Origin of the sequence: Xylanimonas ulmi (assembly GCF_004216535.1) — a bacterium.
Classification (GTDB): Bacteria; Actinomycetota; Actinomycetes; order Actinomycetales; family Cellulomonadaceae; genus Xylanimonas; species Xylanimonas ulmi.
Genome location: NZ_SGWX01000001.1, coordinates 1764142 through 1783683, shown reverse-complemented (window position 1 = coordinate 1783683; position 19542 = coordinate 1764142). Strand labels below are relative to the sequence as shown.

Annotated in this window: 19 protein-coding genes; 10 read left to right on the top strand and 9 right to left on the bottom strand. The window is 74.8% G+C overall.

All coding sequences use genetic code 11. The features are described 5' to 3' along the window. Nucleotide 1 precedes the first annotated feature (1 nt). From EV386_RS08215 to EV386_RS08205, 3 genes are read left to right on the top strand one after another with little or no spacing between them, the layout of a single operon-like run. Complete coding sequence (locus EV386_RS08215) at nt 2–1330, top strand: M16 family metallopeptidase (protein ID WP_130413978.1); 1329 nt, start codon at nt 2–4, stop codon at nt 1328–1330. A gap of 47 nt (nt 1331–1377) precedes the next feature. Further along, a complete protein-coding gene (dapB, locus tag EV386_RS08210; RefSeq protein ID WP_130413976.1) occupies nt 1378–2145 on the top strand; it encodes a 4-hydroxy-tetrahydrodipicolinate reductase in 768 nt (255 codons plus the stop codon). Continuing rightward, on the top strand, nt 2145–2600 hold the full coding sequence (locus tag EV386_RS08205) for a tetratricopeptide repeat protein (RefSeq protein ID WP_130413974.1): 456 nt from the start codon (nt 2145–2147) through the stop codon (nt 2598–2600). Before dapB ends, EV386_RS08205 begins: the two co-directional genes overlap by 1 nt. 10 nt (nt 2601–2610) lie before the next feature. Here the strand turns inward: EV386_RS08205 and EV386_RS08200 are convergent, their stop codons facing one another. From EV386_RS08200 to EV386_RS08175, 6 genes are all read right to left on the bottom strand, one after another. Then, complete coding sequence (locus EV386_RS08200; protein WP_130413972.1) at nt 2611–3093, bottom strand: hypothetical protein; 483 nt, start codon at nt 3091–3093, stop codon at nt 2611–2613. A gap of 70 nt (nt 3094–3163) precedes the next feature. Beyond that, a complete protein-coding gene (locus EV386_RS08195) occupies nt 3164–4468 on the bottom strand; it encodes an MFS transporter (RefSeq protein WP_130413970.1) in 1305 nt (434 codons plus the stop codon). A gap of 102 nt (nt 4469–4570) precedes the next feature. After that, the gene (locus EV386_RS08190) at nt 4571–5101 is read right to left on the bottom strand and encodes a GNAT family N-acetyltransferase (RefSeq protein ID WP_130413968.1); all 531 of its coding nucleotides are present in this window, start codon (nt 5099–5101) and stop codon (nt 4571–4573) included. A gap of 39 nt (nt 5102–5140) precedes the next feature. Continuing rightward, complete coding sequence (locus EV386_RS18500; protein WP_130413966.1) at nt 5141–5461, bottom strand: AzlD domain-containing protein; 321 nt, start codon at nt 5459–5461, stop codon at nt 5141–5143. Beyond that, a complete protein-coding gene (locus EV386_RS08180; protein WP_165399877.1) occupies nt 5458–6171 on the bottom strand; it encodes an AzlC family ABC transporter permease in 714 nt (237 codons plus the stop codon). Before EV386_RS08180 ends, EV386_RS18500 begins: the two co-directional genes overlap by 4 nt. A 79-nt stretch (nt 6172–6250) precedes the next feature. Further along, nucleotides 6251–7720 (bottom strand): NAD-dependent succinate-semialdehyde dehydrogenase, encoded by a 1470-nt coding sequence (locus tag EV386_RS08175; protein ID WP_130413964.1) that lies wholly within the window; start codon nt 7718–7720, stop codon nt 6251–6253. A 76-nt stretch (nt 7721–7796) separates the two neighbouring features. Between EV386_RS08175 and dapA the strand changes: the two genes are divergently transcribed. The 3 genes from dapA (at nt 7797) to EV386_RS08160 (ending at nt 11303) form a co-directional block, all read left to right on the top strand. Next, nucleotides 7797–8711, top strand: coding sequence for a 4-hydroxy-tetrahydrodipicolinate synthase (gene dapA / locus EV386_RS08170; protein ID WP_130413962.1), 915 nt, complete (start codon nt 7797–7799; stop codon nt 8709–8711). Nucleotides 8712–8782: 71 nt separating this feature from the next. After that, a complete protein-coding gene (locus EV386_RS08165) occupies nt 8783–10468 on the top strand; it encodes a ribonuclease J (protein WP_130413960.1) in 1686 nt (561 codons plus the stop codon). Between the two features lie 118 nt (nt 10469–10586). Continuing rightward, nucleotides 10587–11303, top strand: a complete 717-nt coding sequence (locus EV386_RS08160) for a DUF4328 domain-containing protein (RefSeq protein WP_130413958.1) — start codon at nt 10587–10589, stop codon at nt 11301–11303. 73 nt (nt 11304–11376) lie between these two features. Here the strand turns inward: EV386_RS08160 and EV386_RS08155 are convergent, their stop codons facing one another. Continuing rightward, entirely contained in the window at nt 11377–12222 is an 846-nt protein-coding gene (locus EV386_RS08155) for an MBL fold metallo-hydrolase (RefSeq protein ID WP_207216494.1), read from the bottom strand. Between the two features lie 246 nt (nt 12223–12468). On the opposite strand from EV386_RS08155, the gene EV386_RS08150 reads away from it, so the two are divergent. Beyond that, nucleotides 12469–15258: an FtsK/SpoIIIE family DNA translocase gene (locus EV386_RS08150; protein ID WP_130413956.1), complete on the top strand. Its 2790-nt coding sequence runs from the start codon at nt 12469–12471 to the stop codon at nt 15256–15258. A gap of 31 nt (nt 15259–15289) precedes the next feature. Here EV386_RS08150 and EV386_RS08145 read toward each other — a convergent pair whose 3' ends face one another. Continuing rightward, complete coding sequence (locus EV386_RS08145; protein WP_242607890.1) at nt 15290–16606, bottom strand: CapA family protein; 1317 nt, start codon at nt 16604–16606, stop codon at nt 15290–15292. A gap of 125 nt (nt 16607–16731) precedes the next feature. Between EV386_RS08145 and pgsA the strand changes: the two genes are divergently transcribed. The 3 genes from pgsA (at nt 16732) to EV386_RS08130 (ending at nt 18439) form a co-directional block, all read left to right on the top strand. Beyond that, the gene (pgsA, locus tag EV386_RS08140; protein ID WP_130413954.1) at nt 16732–17343 is read left to right on the top strand and encodes a CDP-diacylglycerol--glycerol-3-phosphate 3-phosphatidyltransferase; all 612 of its coding nucleotides are present in this window, start codon (nt 16732–16734) and stop codon (nt 17341–17343) included. Nucleotides 17344–17350: 7 nt separating this feature from the next. Then, nucleotides 17351–17824, top strand: coding sequence for a CinA family protein (locus tag EV386_RS08135; RefSeq protein WP_130413952.1), 474 nt, complete (start codon nt 17351–17353; stop codon nt 17822–17824). A gap of 273 nt (nt 17825–18097) precedes the next feature. After that, nucleotides 18098–18439 (top strand): helix-turn-helix domain-containing protein, encoded by a 342-nt coding sequence (locus EV386_RS08130; protein WP_130413950.1) that lies wholly within the window; start codon nt 18098–18100, stop codon nt 18437–18439. A 131-nt stretch (nt 18440–18570) separates the two neighbouring features. Here the strand turns inward: EV386_RS08130 and EV386_RS18685 are convergent, their stop codons facing one another. Beyond that, nucleotides 18571–19542 carry an Fpg/Nei family DNA glycosylase gene (locus EV386_RS18685; protein ID WP_242607889.1) on the bottom strand — a complete coding sequence of 324 codons (972 nt, stop codon included), beginning with the start codon at nt 19540–19542 and terminating at the stop codon, nt 18571–18573.

Genomic DNA, 19542 nt, shown 5'->3' with positions numbered 1-19542 from the left:
TATGACCTGGCACCTCCCGCTCATCGCGGCGGGCGAGCCGGGTGCCGAGTTGACCGCCGGGCAGGACGGGGCGACGATCCGTCGCTCCGTCCTGCCCGGCGGCGTCCGGGTGCTCACCGAGCACATGCCGGGCCAGCGCTCGGCGACCGTGGGCGCGTGGGTCGGCGTCGGCTCGCGGGACGAGACCGACGGGCACCACGGCTCGACGCACTTCCTTGAGCACCTGCTGTTCAAGGGCACCACGCAGCGCAGCGCCATGGACATCGCCGAGGCGTTCGACGCCGTCGGCGGCGAGGCCAACGCGGCGACCGGCAAGGAGCACACCTGCTACTACGCGCGGGTGCTCGACTCCGACCTGCCGATGGCGATCGACGTCATCGCCGACATGGTCACCTCCGCGCGCCTCGACGAGGGCGAGCTGGAGACCGAGCGCGGCGTCATCCTCGAAGAGCTCGCCATGAACGACGACGACCCGAGCGACGTCGTGCACGAGGAGTTCGCGCAGGCCGTGCTCGGCGCGCACCCGCTCGGGCGGCCCATCGGGGGCACACCCGACACCATCCGCGCCGTGCCGCGCGACGCCGTCTGGGAGCACTACCGCTGGCACTACCGCCCGGACACGCTCGTGGTCGCGGCCGCGGGCGGCGTCGACCACGACACCGTCGTGGGTCAGGTCACCGAGGCGTTGACGCACGGTGGATGGGCGCTCGAGGAGGCCGTCGCCCCGCGCGAGCGGCGCTCCGACGCGCCGCAGACCGAGGGCGTGCCCACCGAGGGCGTCGAGCTGTCGGTGCACCGCGCCGTCGAGCAGGCCAATGTCATCGTGGGCTCGACCGGGCTCACCGCGACCGACGAGCGGCGCTTCGCGCTCAGCGTGCTCAACGCGGTGCTCGGCGGCGGCATGAGCTCGCGCCTGTTCCAGGAGATCCGCGAGCGGCGCGGACTGGCCTACTCGACCTACTCGTTCGCGGCCGGCCACGGCGGGCTCGGCACGTTCGGCCTGTACGCGGGCTGTGCGCCGTCGAAGGCCGAGGTCGTCGAGCGGCTGCTGCACGAGGAGCTCGACCGGCTCGCCTGCGACGGCATCACGGCCGCCGAGCTCGAGCGCTCGATCGGGCAGCTGTCGGGCGGACTCGTGCTCGGGCTGGAGGACACGGGCTCGCGCATGAGCCGGCTGGGCAAGGCCGAGCTGGTGTTCGGTGAGATCCTCAGCCTCGAGGAGTCACTGGAGCGCATCCGCGCCGTGACCGTGGACGACGTGCGCGACCTGGCGGTCGACCTGGCCGCGCGTCCGCGCTCGGTGGTGCGTGTGGGACCCTTCGGAGACTGACCCGCGCCCCTGCTCAACCACCCGAATCCGGAACTGGAAGGACCACGATGACCCAGCAGATCCGCGTCGCCGTGCTGGGCGCCGCCGGGCGCATGGGCGCCACGACGTGCGCCGCGGTCGAGGCAGCCGCCGACATGGAGCTCGTCGCGCGCGTCGAGGCCGGCCAGGACGTCGCCGCAGCGGTGCGCGGCGCCGGCGCCCAGGTGGCGGTGGACTTCACCGTGCCCGGCGCCACCGAGGCGAACGTGCACGCGCTGCTCGACGCGGGCGTGCACGCCGTGGTCGGGGCGACCGGCTGGACCGACGAGTCGCGCGCCCGCGTCGCCGAGCACGCCGCGCGGGTCAACGCCGAGCGGGAGCGGGGCCTGGGCGTCGTCATCGCGCCGAACTTCGCGCTGTCCGCGGTGCTCGCGATGCGGTTCGCGGCCCAGGCCGCGCGGTTCTTCGAGTCCGCCGAGGTGATCGAGCTGCATCACCCGAACAAGGTCGACGCCCCCTCCGGCACGGCGCGGCACACCGCCGAGGCGATCGCGGCGGCGCGCCGCGGGGCGGGCCTGGGGCCGATGCCCGACGCGACCGAGACCGGCTGGGAGGCGCGCGGCGCCGACGTCGACGGCGTGCGCGTGCACGCGGTGCGGCTGCGTGGCCTCGTCGCCCACGAGGAGGTGCTGCTCGGCAACCCGGGCGAGCAGCTGCTCATCCGTCAGGACTCGTTCGACCGGGTGTCGTTCATGCCGGGTGTGCTGCTCGCGGTGCGTCAGGTCGGATCGCGGCCCGGCCTGACCGTCGGGCTCGAGCACCTGCTGGAGCTGTGATGGCGCACGGCGCGCGGCGTCCTGCGCGCGGCCTGGTGGGCGCCGTCGTCGTCACGATGCTGCTCGCGCTGTACGTGTGGGCGGTCGCGGGCCGCGGGATATCGATGATCCGCACAGGCGAGCCGCTGGTCGTGGCCATCGGCGCCGCCGCGCTGATCATCCCGCTGCTCGTGGTGGGGCTCATCGCCGTCGAGTTCCGCCTGGCCACGCGCGTGCAGCGCATGGCCGACGAGCTCGCGGCCAGTGGCGGTCTGCCGGTCGACGACCTGCCGCGCTCACCGGGCGGGCGGATCGACAAAGCCGCCGCCGACGCGGCGTTCGGCCCCTACCGCGAGGCGGTCGAGGCCGCGCCGGACAGTTGGCGCGCGTGGTACCGCCTGGCCTTCGCCTACGACGCCGCGGGTGACCGCAAGCGGGCCAGGGCCGCGCTTCGCCAGGCGTCGGCCCTGTACTGACCACACCGCGTCACTCGGGCAGGCACGTCCAGCAGTACAGCGAGTGGCGCACCTCGACCGCGCGGTGAGCCAACGCGGCGAGTGAGGCCACCGCGCCGCCGAGCCGCACCGGCTGGCGCTGCGGGTTGAGCGTGCGCAGCTCAGGAGTGCGGGCCCACCGCTCGGCGACCTCGGCCAGGCGCGCCCGATGCGTCTGCGCGAGCGCGCTCACGAGGCCGTCCGACAGCGTGACGACCCACGGGCCCTCATCCGAGCCGCCCACCACCTGCCCGTGCCGATCCTCCGCGGTGCACTCGCGGTAGGGCCGACCTGAGAGCAGCTCGTAGAGCGTGCCCAGCATCACGAACGGCTCGATCGACGGCAGCTCCACCGTGTCGAAGAGCGGTTCGCCCGAGCCCTGCGCCAGCGCAGACGGTCCCTCGGGGTCCAGCAGAGCCATTGCCGCGACGTCGTCGGATGCGGCTGCGAAGTAGTTCGTCACGATCCGGGTCACGTGGCCAGCGTGCCAACGGCGTGCTAGCGGCGTGTCACCGTTGTGTCACGGCTGCGTGACGAGGGGGCCGTCACGTCGCGGGCTCTTGCGCGGCGAGCGCGGCGTCCAGGTCGGCGTGGGTCGGCACCCAGCGTGCCCAGGTGACCACGAGTCCGACGGCGAGCAGCCCCGCGGTGAGCAGGAACGGGTAGGTGCGGTCCATCCCCGACAGCCACCCCGCGACCCACCCGAACGGCGCCGCGGCGAGCATGACGCACGTGCGCTGGATCGCCATGACGCGCGAGCGCTCGGCCTCGTCGACGTGCAGCGCCACCAGCGACTCCGAGAGCATGAAGAGCATGCCCGCGCCAAAGCTGTCGAGCAGCAGGCACAGCGCGAGGAACGCGAAGGTGCCCGCCGTCGCCGCGCCGTCGGCGGCCGGGATCGCCACCAGGGCGAGCTGCCCCGCGAGGTACACCCCGAACCCCCACAGCGTGGGCCGTTTGAGGTCCACGGAGGTGGTCAGCCGTGGGATGAGCGTGAAGAAGAAGAGCGCCGACAGCATCGAGCGGACCATGGGGAAGAACGGCAGCAGCGCGTCCGGCACGTGCAGGTGCTGGCTGACCACGACCTGCCAGAACGTGCCGTTGACGAGCGTGACCGCCGCGGTCAGCGCCGCGACCACGAGGGCGAGCAGCGAGCCGCGCGAGCGCAGCAGCAGGCCCAGGGCGCCGCGGTATCCGGCCAGGAGCCGCCACACGCTCTGCCCGCGCGTCTGCTCCATGCGGACCTTGCCCTGGCGGGTCTCCGACGACCACCGGTACAGCCACACGATCTTGACGGTCATGACCAGCGCCGCGTTGACGAACAGGATGCGCACCGCGGGCTCCAGCCCGAGCTGGGCGACCAGCACGGCCGCGATCGGCGCGAACAGCGCCGAGCAGTCGGCCGCGACCTTGACGAGCGAGTAGATCCGCGTGATCTTGCCGCGCTCGGCATCCTCGACCATGAGGCAGTCCCACGAGTTCTGGGTCACCTGCAGCGCGCCGTTGACGAGCGAGGCGGCGAGGAAGAACCAGAAGTTCTGGGCGAACGCCCACAGCACACACGGGATGACCCAGGCCGCCACGTCGAACCACGCGGTCGTCGCGCGTCTGCCCATCCGGTCGGTGATGATGCCGCCGGCCAGGCCGAAGCCCACCTGCGACACCATGCCGATGGTCGCCAGCATGCCGATCTGGCTGTCATGCAGGCCCAGGGACAGCATGAACACCGAGAGGTACGGGAGCACGAGCGCCATCGACAGGCCCCACAGGGGCTCGGTCCAGACGCAGGCGCGGGGGTTGCCTCGCAGGCCCACAAGGGTGCGCCACAGCGAGTCGCCGGAGGTGACCATCGGCCAAGTCAAACAGCCCTGACGCCCGCGCGGAGGCCGCCGCGCGTCGGCGCGCGCGTCGCTGGCGCGCGCGGTTGCACGCGGCGCGCGGCCCGGATCAGCTCACAGCAGCGCGGACCAGCGGTGCTCGACGACGCTGCGCACCCCGTCGGCCTCAAGCCCGACGGCCAACGCGCGCTCGGGGCCGTCGGGGCCGAGCCCGGACTGCCCGAGGAAGCGCTCGCGCGCCTCGTCGCCGTCGAGCACCCAGGTGACCACGGCGTCGGCGCCGTCGGCGCGCAGCCGGTCGACGGCGGCCGACAGGAGCCGTGAGCCGTGCCCGCGCCGGCGGTGGGCCGGGTCGACCTCCAGGGCGAGCAGTTGGCCCGGCGCCACCGCGGTGAAGCCGACGACGGCCGGCCCCGCCAGCGCGACCAGCACCGCGAATCCCGGGCCTGGCGGAGCGGTCACCGCCTGCGCCCACCGCGCGCGGACGGCGTCGGCGTCCACAAGGTCGACGACGGCGTCGCCCAGCGCGGGCGCCACGCGCCACGCCGCGGTCTGGACGCGGGTCACGGCGTCCTCGTCACCGGGCACGGCGGGCCGGACCGAGACGTCGGCGCTCACGCCGTCGGCGGAGGTGAACAGAGCCATGGGCTCGACCGTACCGTCACGCGTGGGGACGACCGCGCCTCAGCCCCACCCGAGCCACCGCAGGCCGGCGGCGGTCGCCGCCGCGAGCACCACGACCACGATGAACGGCGCGCGCAGGACGAGCGCGATCGCGGCCACGGCGAGGGCGGGCAGGCGGGCGTCGAGCGTCACGCCGCGGCCCGCGCCCAGCGTCTGGACCACGACGAGCGAGGTGAGCAGCGCGACGGTCACCAGCGAGGTCAGGCGCGCGACGCGCGGGTCGGCCAGCCAGTGCTCGGGCACCAGGTGCCCGGCGAGCTTGAGCGCGAAGCACGCGAGTGAGGCCGCCAGAACCGTGGCCCACAGCGCTGCGGCGCTCATGCGCCCGCCCGCTCGCTCGCGGGCGCCGTGGCGCGCGGCCCGGCCACCCAGCCGACGACGATCGCCGACGCCGCCGCGGCGAGCACCGGGATGCCCGACGGCGCCACGGGGATGAGCGCGACCGACACGAGGACGGCGACGCCCGCCACGACCTGGGTCGCGCGCGAGGCGAGCCGCGGCCACACCAGCGCCAGGAAGGCCGCAGCCGCCGCCGCGTCGAGGCCCCACGCGCGCGGGTCGCCCATCGCGTGCCCCGCCAGGGCGCCGAGCAGAGTGAACGCGTTCCACAGCGCGAACACGCCCACTCCGGTGACCCAGAACCCGGCGCGCGCGGCGCGCCGGTCGGCCTGGGCGGCGGCGACCGCGGTCGACTCGTCGATGGTGAGCTGCGCCGCGAGCGCGCGCCGCGGCCCGCGCACGCCGAGCAGCGGCGTGACCACCGCGCCGTAGAGGGTGTTGCGGGCGCCCAACAGGGCCGCGGTCGCGACGGCCGCCACGGGCGACCCGCCCGCCCCGACGACGCCGACGAGCGCGAACTGGGAGCCGCCCGAGAACAGCAGCAGGCTCAGCGCCATGGTGGGCAGCACACCGATCCCGGCGGCCACCGAGAGCGCCCCGAACGAGACGCCGTACAGCCCCGTCGCGATCGCGACCGACAGCCCCTGGCGCGTCGCCGCGCGCACGGCGGGACTCGGTGGGATGCGTGCCACCGGCACACCCAACCACGCCCCGCGCCGAGGGGACAACGCCGTCTCGTCGCGCAGCGCGTGGTCCGCGCCGCGGTGGGCGTCAGAGGGCCACGTAGACCGTCTCGAGGTACTCCTCGACGCCCGCCTCGCCGCCCTCGCGTCCGAGGCCCGACTGCTTGAGCCCGCCGAACGGCGCGCTCGCGTCGGAGACCATGCCGCGGTTGAGGCCGATCATCCCGGCCTCGAGCTCGTCGCCCAGCCGCGCCGCGCGCGCCAATGACGTCGTGTACGCGTAGGCCGCGAGCCCGTACTCGGTGTCGTTGGCCAGCGCGATCGCCTCGTCGTCGTCGGCGAACGCGATGACGGGCGCCACCGGGCCGAAGACCTCCTCACGCGCCACGCGCGCGTCGGGTCCCACGCCCGTCAGCACCGTCGGCCGGTAGAACGAGCCCGGACGCGCCAGCCGCTCGCCCCCGGCGAGCACCTGCGCGCCGCGCGCGGTCGCATCGGCGACCAGCGCGTCGACCTTCTCCACCGCGGCGGGGTCGATGAGCGGGCCGAGGTCGACGCCATCGTCGGCGCCGGGACCCAGCCGCAGCGCGTCGAACCGCTCGGCGAGGCGCCGCGCGAACTGGCGCGCGAGCGAGTCGTGCACGAGGAACCGGTTGGCCGCGACGCACGACTGCCCGGCGTTGCGCAGCTTGGCCACCATGGCGCCCTCGATCGCGGCGTCGAGGTCGGCGTCGGGCATGACGATGAACGGCGCGTTGCCGCCGAGCTCCATCGACACCCCGAGCACCTGGGCGGCGGCCTGTTCGAGCAGCGAGCGGCCCACGGCGGTCGAGCCGGTGAACGAGAGCTTGCGCAGACGCGGGTCGGCCAGCAGCGGCGAGGTCGCCGCGGCGGAGCGCGACGTCGGCACGACGTTGACGACGCCGGCCGGCAGCCCGCGCTCCTCCAGCTCGGAGCGCAGCACCTCGGCCACGAGCATCGTCGTCAGCGGGGCCAGGTGGGCCGGCTTGACGACGACGCAGCACCCGGCGGCGAGCGCCGGGCCGATCTTGCGGGTCGCCATGGCCAGCGGGAAGTTCCACGGGGTGATCAGCAGCGCCGGCCCGATCGGACGGCGGTGGACGAGCTGGCGGTTGGCGCCGCCGGGCGCGGTGCGCGCGAGCCCGGGCAGGCGCACGGCCTCCTCGGCGTACCAGCGCAGGAAGTCGGCGCCGTAGAGCGCCTCGGCCCGCGCCTCGGCGCGGGTCTTGCCGGACTCGGCGGTGATGAGCGCGGCGACGTCGTCGGCGCGCGCGACCAGGCGTTCGTAGACGGCGCGCAGCAGCTCGCCGCGCTCGCGCGGCGGGGTGGCGCGCCAGGCCGGCGCGGCGTCGTGCGCGGCGGCCAGGGCGCGGCGGGCGTCCTCGGGGGCGGCGTCGGCGACGTCGAACAGCACATCCCCGGTTGCGGGGTCGGCGACCTCGAACGTGCGGCCGCCGGTCGCCGGGCCCCAGTGCCCGTCGACCAGCAGACCTGTGGGCAGGTGGGAGACGAGAGCGGGGGACAGCGCGGTGACCATGCTCCGAGCATGCCGCGTCGCGGCTCACGTCGCCGCGTGGCGGGAGCCCACGTGTCTCGGCCGGTACGGTGTTCCCATGGCTCTGACGTCAAACCCCGCGCGCCCCTTCGGGGCCGTTCTCACCGCGATGGTGACCCCGATGGCGGCCGACGGGACAGTGGACCTGGAGGCCGCGCGCAGATTGGCGGTCTGGCTGGTGGACCACGGCTGTGACGGCATCGTCCTGAACGGCACCACGGGCGAGGCGCCGACGACGCACGCGCCCGAGAAGGCGGACCTCGTCGCCGCCGTCGTCGACGCGGTCGGCGACCGCGCCACAGTCCTCGCGGGAGCGGGGTCGAACGACACCGCGCACGCGGCCCGCATGGCCCAGCAGGCCGCGCAGGCGGGGGCCGACGGCCTCCTGGTCGTCTCGCCCTACTACTCGCGCCCGTCGCAGGAGGGCCTGGCCCGGCACTTCGAGACCGTCGCCGACGCGGGCGGCAAGCCCGTCATGCTCTACGACGTCCCCGGACGCACCGGCGTACGCGTGAGCGCGCAGGCGTACGAGCGCGTCGCGCGCCACCCGCTGATCGTCGCGACCAAGGACGCTTCGGGTGACGTGGCGGCCGTGGCTGGCCTGTCCGCGAGCACCGGCCTGGCCTGGTACTCAGGCGACGACGCGCTGCTCCTGCCCTTCCTCGCCCACGGCGGCGCCGGCGTCGTCTCGGTCGCCGCGCACGCCGTGCCCGGCGCCTTCGCCCAGGCCGTCGCGGCCTGGGACGCCGGAGACACCGCCGGCGCGCTCGCGGCGTTCCGCGCCGCGCTGCCCGCGATCACCGCGCTCAACGGCGCCGGTTTCCAGGCCGTCATGGCCAAGGCGGCGGTCGAGGCGCTCGGCGTCGTGACCGGCCGCACGGTCCGCCTGCCGCTCGTGGCGGCGTCCGACGACGAGGCCGCCGCGGTGCGCGCGAGCCTGGTCGACGCGGGCGCGCTCGCCGCGACCTCCTGAGCGCGCCACGACTCTCGGCCGGGCAGACCCCGGCCACCCCTTCACACCCCGACGTCTTGATGGAGTTCCCCGTGAGCCACCCACACCCTGAGCTGACCCTGCCGCCGCCCCTGCGCGCGGGAGGCCTGCGGATCGTCGCGCTCGGCGGCCTCGGCGAGGTCGGCCGCAACATGGCCGTGCTCGAATACGCCGGCCGCCTGCTGATCATCGACTGCGGCGTGCTGTTCCCCGAGGACAACCAGCCCGGCGTCGACCTGATCCTGCCGGACTTCGACTACATCAAGGACCGCCTGGACGACGTCGAGGCGATCGTGCTCACGCACGGGCACGAGGACCACATCGGCGCCGTGCCCTACCTGCTGCGGCTCAAGCGCGACATCCCGCTGGTCGGATCGCAGCTCACGCTCGCCTTCGTTGAGGCGAAGCTCAAGGAGCACCGGATCTCGCCCATCACGCTCGCGGTCAAGGAGGGGCAGACCGAGCGGTTCGGCGTGTTCTCGTGCGAGTTCGTCGCCGTCAACCACTCGATCCCGGACGCGCTCGCCGTGGCGGTCACGACCGACGCCGGCACCGTGCTGCACACGGGCGACTTCAAGATGGACCAGCTCCCGCTCGACGGGCGCATCACCGACCTGCGCGCGTTCGCGCGGCTGGGGGAGCAGGGCGTCGACCTGTTCATGGTCGACTCGACCAACGCCGAGGTGCCCGGCTTCGTCACGCCCGAGGTCGAGATCGGACCCGTGCTCGACTCGGTGTTCGCGCAGGCCGACAAGCGCATCATCGTGGCCTCGTTCGCCTCGCACGTGCACCGCGTGCAGCAGGTGCTCAACGCGGCCCAGAACCACGGGCGGCGAGTCGCGCTCGTCGGACGCTCGATGGTGCGCAATATGGCCATCGCCGCCGACCTGGGATACCTCCGGGTGCCCGACGGGGTGCTGATCGACCTCAAGAAGGCCGCCGACCTGCCCGACGACCAGATCGTCTACATGTCGACCGGGTCGCAGGGCGAGCCGATGGCCGCGCTCAGCCGCATGGCCAACGGCGACCACCAGGTGCGGGTCGGCCACGGCGACACCGTCATCCTCGCCTCGTCGCTCATCCCCGGGAACGAGAACTCGGTGTTCCGCGTCATCAACGGGCTGACCCGGCTCGGCGCGCGCGTGGTCCATTCGGGCAACGCCAAGGTGCACGTCTCCGGGCACGCGTCCGCGGGCGAGCTCCTGTACTGCTACAACGTGCTGCGGCCCAAGAACGTCATGCCGGTGCACGGTGAGGTCCGCCACCTGGTGGCCAACGGGGCGCTCGCGGTGCGCACCGGCGTGCCCGCCGAGCGCGTCGTCCTCGCCGAGGACGGCGTCGTCGTCGACCTCGTGGACGGCAAGGCGTCGGTCGTCGGCGCGGTGCCGTGCGGGTACGTGTACGTCGACGGGTCGAGCGTCGGCGAGATCACCGAGGCCGAGCTCAAGGACCGTCGCATCCTCGGCGAGGAGGGCTTCGTCTCGGTCTTCGCCGTGGTCGACTCCGCGACCGGCAAGGTGCTGGCGGGCCCCCAGATCCTGGTGCGCGGCATGGCGGAGGACGCCGCGGTGTTCGACGAGATCCGCCCCGAGGTGGTCAAGGCGTTGGAGGACGCCATCACGGCGGGCGCGACCGACACCTACCAGCTCCAGCAGATCATGCGCCGCGTGATCGGCCAATGGGTCAACCGCCGGCTGCGGCGCCGCCCGATGATCGTCCCGGTCGTCGTCGAGGCCTGAGCCTTAGCGAGCCTGGCGCCGGCCGGTGATCGCTCACCGGCCGGCGCTGATCGTTTGCCCTCGGGCACGGCCTCGCCCGCCGTAGCGTGGCGCGCGTTCGCCGACCTGAAGGGCCCTGATGACCGAGCAACCGCGCGTCCCGCATCTGACACCGCCGTCGCCGTCGCCCGGGCCGGCGCTGCGCGCGGGCCCGGACGCACGCGATGTGCCCGCCTTCCGGGGCTACCAGCCGCGCCGGACCCCGGTGCTGCCGCAGGCGCCGACCCGGCTCGCCACAGCGACGGTCGCGATCGCGGCGGCGGTCACGCTGGCGCAGGTCGCGCTCCTGCTCGCGACGCTCCACGCGGCCGCTTCGGCGGCGAGCGGACGCGCGGGCGGCGGCCCTGCGGCCGGCACGACCGCCGTCGACGTCACGGGACTCCTGGTGGTCCTCGCCCAGGTCGGGGCCTTTGTCGTCACATGTGGGTGGCTGTCGGCCGCCCGGGCGTTCGCGCAGGCCGCATCTGAGGTCGGTCACGTGCGCGGCGGCGTCTGGGTCTGGCTGGGGTGGGTGGTCCCGATCGTCAACCTCTGGTTCCCCTACCAGGTCGTGCGCGACGTCGCCGCCGGGACGGGTGTGCGCCCTCGGGCCACGCTCGGGCTCTGGTGGGGCTGCTGGCTCGCTGCGATGCTGCTGGGCAACGTCGAGGCGTTCGGCGCTCAGACCGCGTCGCGCCTCGACGTGGCGGCCGACCTCGGCGCCACCGCCGCGACCCTCGCCGCCTTCGCGCTCTGGGCGCGCGTGGTCCGCGCCGTCGCCGCCCGTCAGGCGGCGTGGCCCTCGGCCGCCCGCTGAACGATCCCGCGCCCTGCGGCGTGCGTCTCCGTGCGGCGGTCCCTCACCTCGCGGGCCCTCACCCCGCGGCCCGTCACCCCGTGGCGCGCGAGCGCAGGAAGGCGACCTGGGCGGCGTGCTCGCCCGCGACCCACGCGTCGGCCAGCCGCGGGTCCCTCGACCCGTCGGGGTCGCGCAGGTACGCGCGGTCGTCGGCGAACCGCCGCGCGATCGCCTCGCGCCCGACGGCCACCGCCCCGTGCCCGGGGACGAGCACGTCCACCTCGCACTCCTCGACAGCGCGCTCCAGCGCGTCGAGCGCCGCGCGGTAGTCGGCGACCGGGTCCCGCGGTGCGCGTGCGCCGTCCCCGCCCGGCCCGACGTCGAGCAGCGGCACCTCGACGTCCGAGAGCATGTCGCCCGCCACGAGCACGCCACGCGTCACGAGCGCCAGGTGCCCGGGCGCGTGCGCGTCGTGCGTCACGACCCGGCAGCCGCGCGGCGCCGGCGGGCCGAGCGGGACCGGGGAGCCGAGCGGGACCGGGGAGCCGAGCGGGGCGCCGTCCGCCGTCGGAAGCGGGGTCAGCGCGCCGAACAGCGCGCGGTCGTGCCCAGGCGCGGTCGCGGACGCCTCGGCCCATCCGCGCTCGACATCGCCCGCCAGCGCTGCGATCGCGCGTGGCGCCGCGAACCGCGGCGCGGCGCCCCAGGCCGGTGACCACAGCACGTGGTCCCAGTGCGGGTGCGTCGACAGGCCGGCGACCACGCGCCACCCGTGGGCCTCGACCGCCGCGACGAGCCCGTCGACCTCCGCGCGAGTGATGCCCGGGTCGACGACGAGCGCGGCGCCGTCGTCGTCGACCACGACGACGGTGTTCGACGTCCAGACCTGCGCGGTCGCGACCCAGACCCCGGTGGCGACCTGCCTCAACTCGCGCATCGCGCCCCTTCGTCTCGTGCCCCGTGCCGGTGCGCGGCGATGGTCGCATCGTGCCATGGCCGTCAGCGCCGACAACTCTGGTGGATGACCCGTGAGCGCCTCCTGTCGCGAGCCGAGGGGCGGCGTCGGCCCGCCCGGCCGCTCGCCGGCCGCTCGCCCGGCGTCCGCCCCGCGGTCCGCCCGGTGGCCCTCCGAGCCGTGTCGATGCCGCCTGCCGTCACCCGCGCTCGATACCGTGGGGGCACTATGGCGACCCGGACACCCCCCACGCGGACGGCGAAGGGCTCGGCGGGGACGTCGCGCGCCGCGACGTCCCGACAGCCGGGCGCTTCGGCGCGCACCGCCGTCGTGCGGTCGCCGGGCGCGGCGACCAAGGCGCGCGGCGCCGCGACGCGGCAGTCCGCCAGCCGTCCGCCGGCCAAGAGGCCCGCGTCCAAGCGGCCGCCGGCGCCAGCGCGCCGGTCCTGGCCCGTGCGCGCGGTGCGCGCCGTGTGGCTCGGCGTCGCCCACGGCGTCGGGGGCGCCGTCCGCACGATCTTCCGAGGAGCGAGAGACCTGGAACCCGAGCACCGCCGTGACGGCGTCGCCTTCCTCCTGCTCGCGCTGGCCATCGTGGTGGCCGCGCGCGAGTGGTGGGGCATTCCCGGAGTGTTCGGCGACGCGGTGCACGCCGTCGTGGCGGGCACGTTCGGCGCCGCGGGCGTCGCTGTGCCCGTGCTGCTGCTGTGGCTCGGCGTGCGCGTCATGCGCCACCCCGAGCGGGCGCAGTCGAACTCGCGCGTCGCGATCGGGGTCTCGCTGATGGTCGTGAGCGTGTGCGCGCTCGTGGCGATCTCGGCCGGGGGGCCGAGCCCGAGCGACGGGTTCGCCGGGTTGCGCGGCGCTGGCGGGATTGTCGGCTACCTCGTGGCGACGCCCGTGGTCGCCGGTGTCACCGCGCCCGTCGCGGTGCCGATCTTCCTGCTGCTGGGCTTCTTCGCGCTCCTGGTCATCACCGCGACGCCCGTGCACCGCATCCCCGACCGGCTGCGCGGCGTCTACGACCGGCTCACGGGCAACCACCGCGAGGAGCCCGCCGACGGCGACGGCCTGGAGCTCGCCGACGGTGTCTCGGCGCACGACGGCGACGACGCCCCGCCCGCCAAACGACGCCGCAAGACGCGCGCCGAGCGCGCCGCCGAGAGGCGCGAGGTGGGCAAGCCCGACGGCGGGTTCGCCGGCGACGAGGCGTTCGAGAAGGCCGCGCTGCTGGAGAAGGGCCCCGGCGCGGGCAAGCCGACCCGCGGCGCCAAGCCCGCGGCGAACCCCACGGCCAACCCTGCCACCGAGATCATCACCGCGGTCCACCACGACGAGGCCGCGGGCCGCGAGGTCACGCCCCCACCCCCGCCGCCCGCGCCCGTGGGCCGCCCGGTGCAGCCCATGCTGGGCGGCGACACGGTCTACCTCATGCCCGACGAGGAGCTGCTGGTCAAGGGCGCTCCGCACAAGACGCGCTCGGCCGCCAACGACCGCGTCGTCGAGGCGCTGACCGGGGTGTTCGAGCAGTTCGAGGTCGACGCCGCGGTCACGGGCTTCACACGTGGCCCCACGGTCACGCGCTACGAGGTCGAGGTCGGGCCCAAGGTCAAGGTCGAGCGCATCACGTCGCTGTCCAACAACATCGCCTACGCCGTCGCCTCGGCCGACGTGCGCATCCTCGCGCCCATCCCCGGCAAGTCGGCGATCGGCATCGAGATCCCCAACACCGACCGCGAGATCGTCGTGCTGGGCGACGTGCTGCGCTCGGGCGCCGCGCGGCGCACCGAGCACCCCATGGTCGTCGGCATCGGCAAGGACGTCGAGGGCGGGTTCGTCGTCGCGAACCTCGCGAAGATGCCGCACATCCTCGTCGCGGGCGCCACGGGCGCGGGCAAGTCGAGCTTCATCAACTCGATGATCGTCTCGATCATGATGCGCTCGACGCCCGAGCAGGTCCGCCTGGTGCTCGTGGACCCCAAGCGCGTCGAGCTGACGATCTACGAGGGCATCCCGCACCTGATCACCCCCATCATCACCAGCCCCAAGAAGGCCGCGGAGGCGCTGGAGTGGGTGGTGCGGGAGATGGACGCGCGCTACGACGACCTCGCCGCGTTCGGCTACAAGCACATCGACGACTTCAACGCCGCGGTGCGCGCCGGCAAGGTCAAGCCGCTGCCCGGCTCGGAGCGCAAGATCGCGACCTACCCGTACCTGCTCGTGGTGGTCGACGAGCTCGCCGACCTCATGATGGTCGCCCCGCGCGACGTCGAGGCGTCGATCCAGCGCATCACCCAGCTCGCGCGCGCCGCGGGCATCCACCTGGTCCTGGCCACGCAGCGCCCGTCGGTCGACGTCGTCACGGGCCTGATCAAGGCCAACGTGCCCTCGCGTCTGGCGTTCGCGACGTCGTCGCTCGCCGACTCGCGCGTCGTGCTGGACCAGCCGGGCGCCGAGAAGCTCATCGGCCAGGGCGACGCCCTGTTCCTGCCCATGGGCGCCGCCAAGCCCATGCGCGTGCAGGGCGCCTGGGTCAGCGAGTCCGAGGTGCACGCCATCGTCGAGCACGTCAAGGCGCAGCTCAAGCCCGTCTACCGGGTCGACGTGGTCGCGCCCGCCAGCGCCAAGAAGCAAGTCGACGACGACATCGGCGACGACCTCGACGTGCTGCTGCAGGCCGCCGAGCTCGTGGTCACGACCCAGTTCGGCTCGACGTCGATGCTCCAGCGCAAGCTGCGCGTCGGCTTCGCCAAGGCCGGTCGCCTCATGGACCTGCTCGAGTCGCGTGAGATCGTCGGCCCGTCCGAGGGGTCCAAGGCGCGCGAGGTGCTGGTCCAGCCCGACGACCTGCCCGCGGCGCTCGCGCTGCTGCGCGGCGAGCCGCAGCAGGTCTTCGACCAGGACGAGGAGCCGAGCGGCGCCGACCGGTACGCCGACGGCGTCGACGGCCACCGGCCCGCGGCCGCGACCGACTACCACGACGACGCCGACACCGACCCGGAGACCGGCTGGCGCTGACGCCGGGCGGCGTTCGGCTCAGGCGTTCGACTCAGGCGGGCGGGGCCGGCTGCTCGGCGCGGCGCACGACCACCGGCGCAGGCCCGGTCGGCGCCGGCGGCGTGGTTCGCTCGGGCGCTTGGCCGCCGACGACGTCGCGCACGCGCTGGTCCCGTGCCGCGAGCTCGGCGGGGGAGAGCGTGCCCGAGGCCGGGTCCGCCAAGGCCTCGGCCAGTACGCGCACGCGGTGCCCGGCCGCGCGGTCGACGGTCGTCGCGGTCCACTCGACGCCGGTCACACGCGCCGGTCCGTCGGGCTGCGCGACGACCGTGGCCGTCATCAGCACCCCGTTCGACGACGCCGCGGTGCAGCAGTCGACGCTCTGGTTCGACACCATGTTGCCGAGGCCGTAGGCGACCCACATGCCCACCCCGCCCGGCCCGCCGTCGAGCCGCACGATCGGTTGGGGCACGTGCGCGTGATGCCCGATGACGAGGTCGATCAGGCCCGAGTCGGCCAGGGCCGAAGACACCGCGATCTGATCCTGCGTGGGCTCGGCGCGGTACTCGACACCGTCATGCAGGCTGACGACGACCAGGTCGGCGCCCGCGCCGCGCGCCGCGGCCGCCTGGGCGAGCGTGGCCTCGACGTCGATGAGGTGGACGGCCCACGGGGCGTCGGCGGGCATCGGCAGCCCATTGAGGCCGTAGGTGATCGACAGGTGCGCGACCGTCAGCGCGCGCCCCTCGCGCTCCAGCGTGTACAGCTGCGGCGCGTCGGCCTCGGCCTGGGTGCGCGCCGTGCCGGCGTGGCCGAGCCCGGCGGCGTCGAACGCGTCGAGCGTCGCGACGAGCCCGGGCAGGGCGCGGTCGACCGAGTGGTTCGACGCCGTCGAGCAGCCGTCCCAGCCCTGCTCGGCCAGATCCGTGACGATCTGCGCGGGCACGCCGAAGACGGGGTAGGTGGTCACCTGCTGGCCGGGCGGCGCCACGGGCGTCTCGAAGTGGCACAGCGCCAGGTCCGCGCCCTGCACCCACGCGTCGAGCCCCGACAGGACGGCCGAGTAGTCCAGGACGCCGTCGTGGGTGGCCGACCGGGTCACGGGCGCGTGCAGCAGCACGTCGCCGCCAGCCAGCAGAGTGAAGACGGCCGGCTCGGGCGACGGCGGGGGCGGCGTCGTCGGCTCCTGCGCGGCCGGAGCCGTGGGCGCGGCGGCGCCTGGGGCGCCGCCCGCGGCGTCGGCGGAGCGGTCGGCCTGAAGGTGGCCGGTCACCGCCCCGGTGAGCGCGCCCGCCGCGAGACCGCCCGCGACCAGGCCTGCGGCCAGTCCGTAGCGCGGGCGCCGGGCGCCGCGTCGCGTCCGTGTCACAGGGGTCCGCCTGACGTCGAAGCCGTGAGGTGCATCGTTGAACGCTAGGCCATCTCGCCCGGTCAGATCACGCCCGACGGCGCTGCGGGTGCAGAGGGGGCCGGCGCAGCAACTACGCTGAGCGAGTGGTCGACGCAGTCCCCTCCCCGTGGAACGCCGCCAATCTGGTGACGATGGCACGCATCGTGCTCGTGCCGGTCTTCGCCTGGGCGCTGCTCGCGCAGGACGGCCAGAGCGTCGTGTGGCGCCTGGTGGCGACCGGAATCTTCGTGATCGCCGCCGCGAGCGACCGCGTCGACGGCTACCTGGCGCGCAGCCGGAACCTGATCACCGACCTGGGCAAGCTGCTCGACCCCATCGCCGACAAGGCGCTCGTGGGTGTGGCGCTGATCCTCCTGTGGGTCCCGTTGGGCGAGCTGCCCTGGTGGGTGCCCGTCGTCGTCCTCGTGCGCGAGCTGGGCATCACCGCGATGCGCATGTCCCTGCTGCGGTACGTGGTGATCCCCGCCTCGCGCGGCGGCAAGCTCAAGACGGCGTTGCAGGTCGCCGCCATCACCCTCTTCCTGCTGCCGCTGGAGCACCTGCCTGGCTTCGTGCGTGTGGTCGCGTGGGTCGTGCTCGCCGCCGCGATCGCCGTGACCGTCGTGACCGGTGTGGACTACGCCGTGGCCGGCTGGCGTGTGCGGCGCGACGCCCGCCGCGACCCGACCTCCAAGACCACGGCGCCGACGCCGTGAGCGTGGTGTGAGGCCGCAGGTCCCAGACGCGGCCGACGTGCTCGCGCGGGTCGCCGCACGGGGTTGGACGCTCGCCGTCGCGGAGTCCCTGACCGGGGGACTGGTCGTCGCGCGTCTGGTCGACGTCCCGGGCGCGTCGGCCGTGCTGCGCGGCGGCGTCGTCGCCTACGCGACCGACCTCAAGGCGTCACTGCTCGGGGTCGACGCAGGACTGCTGGCCGAGCGCGGCGCCGTCGACCCCGACGTGGCCGCGGCGATGGCCGACGGCGTGCGCCGCGTGGCACGGGCCGACGTCGGCCTTGCGACCACGGGTGTCGCCGGGCCCGACCCCCAGGACGGCAAGGCGCCCGGCCTCGCCTTCGTCGCCGTGGCGACCCCGGTGCGCTCGCTCGTGCGCCGCCTTGACCTGCCGGGAGACAGGGCCGCCGTCCGCGCCGGCGCGGCCGACGGGGTGCTGACCCTCGCGATCGAGGCGCTGTGATGGGCGGGTGAACTCCGTGTCACGATTCTCGCCCCGGGCTGGCGCAGTGCGAGCGTGCGTGGGAGGTTCGACCTATACCCGCTGTGACGGGCGTCTCGCGGCCGGGCGACAGGGAACAAGGGCCGGGGGGACGGCGTTGGAGAGGGCGTGATCAGTACCAGGCCAACAGGTCGACCCGGGATGCGCCAGTCGAGGCCCACCTCGGGACGCACACGGTACGGTAATGCGACTTCCGGTCACGGGGACCGGGCGGGTGACGAGAGGGGGCGCGAGATGGTCGTACTTCGACGAGAGATCGGTGACGTGCTGCGCGACGCGCGGCAGCGTCAGGGGCGCACCCTACGGGAGGTGTCGTCCGCGGCCCGCGTCTCGCTCGGCTACTTGAGCGAGGTCGAACGGGGTCAGAAGGAGGCGTCGTCGGAGTTGCTGGCCTCGATCTGCGAGGCGCTCGACCTGCCGATGTCGCTCGTGCTGCGCGAGGTCAGCGACCGCATCGCGATCGCCGAGGGCGTGGCCGTTCCCGACACCATCCCGGCGGACTTCGTGGCGGGCCTGCTGGCCCGCGGCGGGGACTGGCGCCGTGGTGCCGACGTCGAGCTGACTCCGGTCGGCTGACCACCACAGACACACACCACACGCGGGCGGCCCCTTCCACCGGGGGCCGCCCGTCGTGCTGTCCGGGCCCCACCGCTGGTTGAGCCCGTCGAAACCACGCCGTCCGCGCCCGCGACGGCTCAACGCGCCCGTCAGCGCGGCCGCTGACAGGACGGGCACCAGTACACGACGCGCTCGAACGCCCCCTGGTCCGGCCGGACCTCGGGACCCGTCGTCGAGCCCAGTGCGATCGGCGTGCCGCAGCGCGCGCACGGCCGATGATGGCGACCGTGGACGCGCCGCTCGACGGCCCCCAACCCCGACCTGCGCCCGACGGTCACGCTGCCGCCGATCAGGCGCGCGGCGGTGCGCAGCAACCGCACCCGGCCCGCCTCGTCGAGGTCGCCCACCCGGGTCCACGGCCACAGACGCTCGGCGAACAGCGTCTCGGCCATCCAGATCGTCCCGAGCCCGGCGACTGCGCGCTGGTCGAGCAACGCCGCGCACACGGCACGTCCCGGCTCGACGGCCAGGCCCCGGGCGCCGATGACGACGCCGTCCCCGGTCGCGAAGCCGGGGGAGAGCACGTCGGGGCCGAGGTGGCCCACGAGCGCGCCCTCGTCGCGGGTGCGCACCAGATCGAGCATGCCCAGACGCCAGCCGAGACACGTCCAGGTGTCGGTGGCGAGCACGGCCCGCACCGCGGCCGAGCGTCCCGCCGCCTCTCGGCTGCCCGTGCGGCGCACGTCCCAGGAGCCGTCCATGCGCAGGTGTGCGTGCAGAGTCAGGCCCGATGGCGGCTCGGCGTCGGGGAGGGGCGCTGCGCGCGGACGGGCGGTGACAGCGGGGTCGGCGACGGCGGGGTCGGCGACGGCGGGGTCGGCGACGGCGGGGTCGGCGACGGTGGGGTCAGCGACGGCGGGGTCGGTCGCGGCGGGCGCAGGAGCGTCGTCGAAGCGGAGGAGCAGGTGCTTGCCGTACGCGACCGCCTCGCGCAGCGTGGCGCCGACGAGGTCGGCGCCGGCGAGCGACGGCCAGCGCAGCTCGGCGCGCACCAGCGGCGATCCGGCCAGCGCCGCGCCGAGCCGCTCGGCCGTCAGCCGCAGCACGTCTCCCTCAGGCAC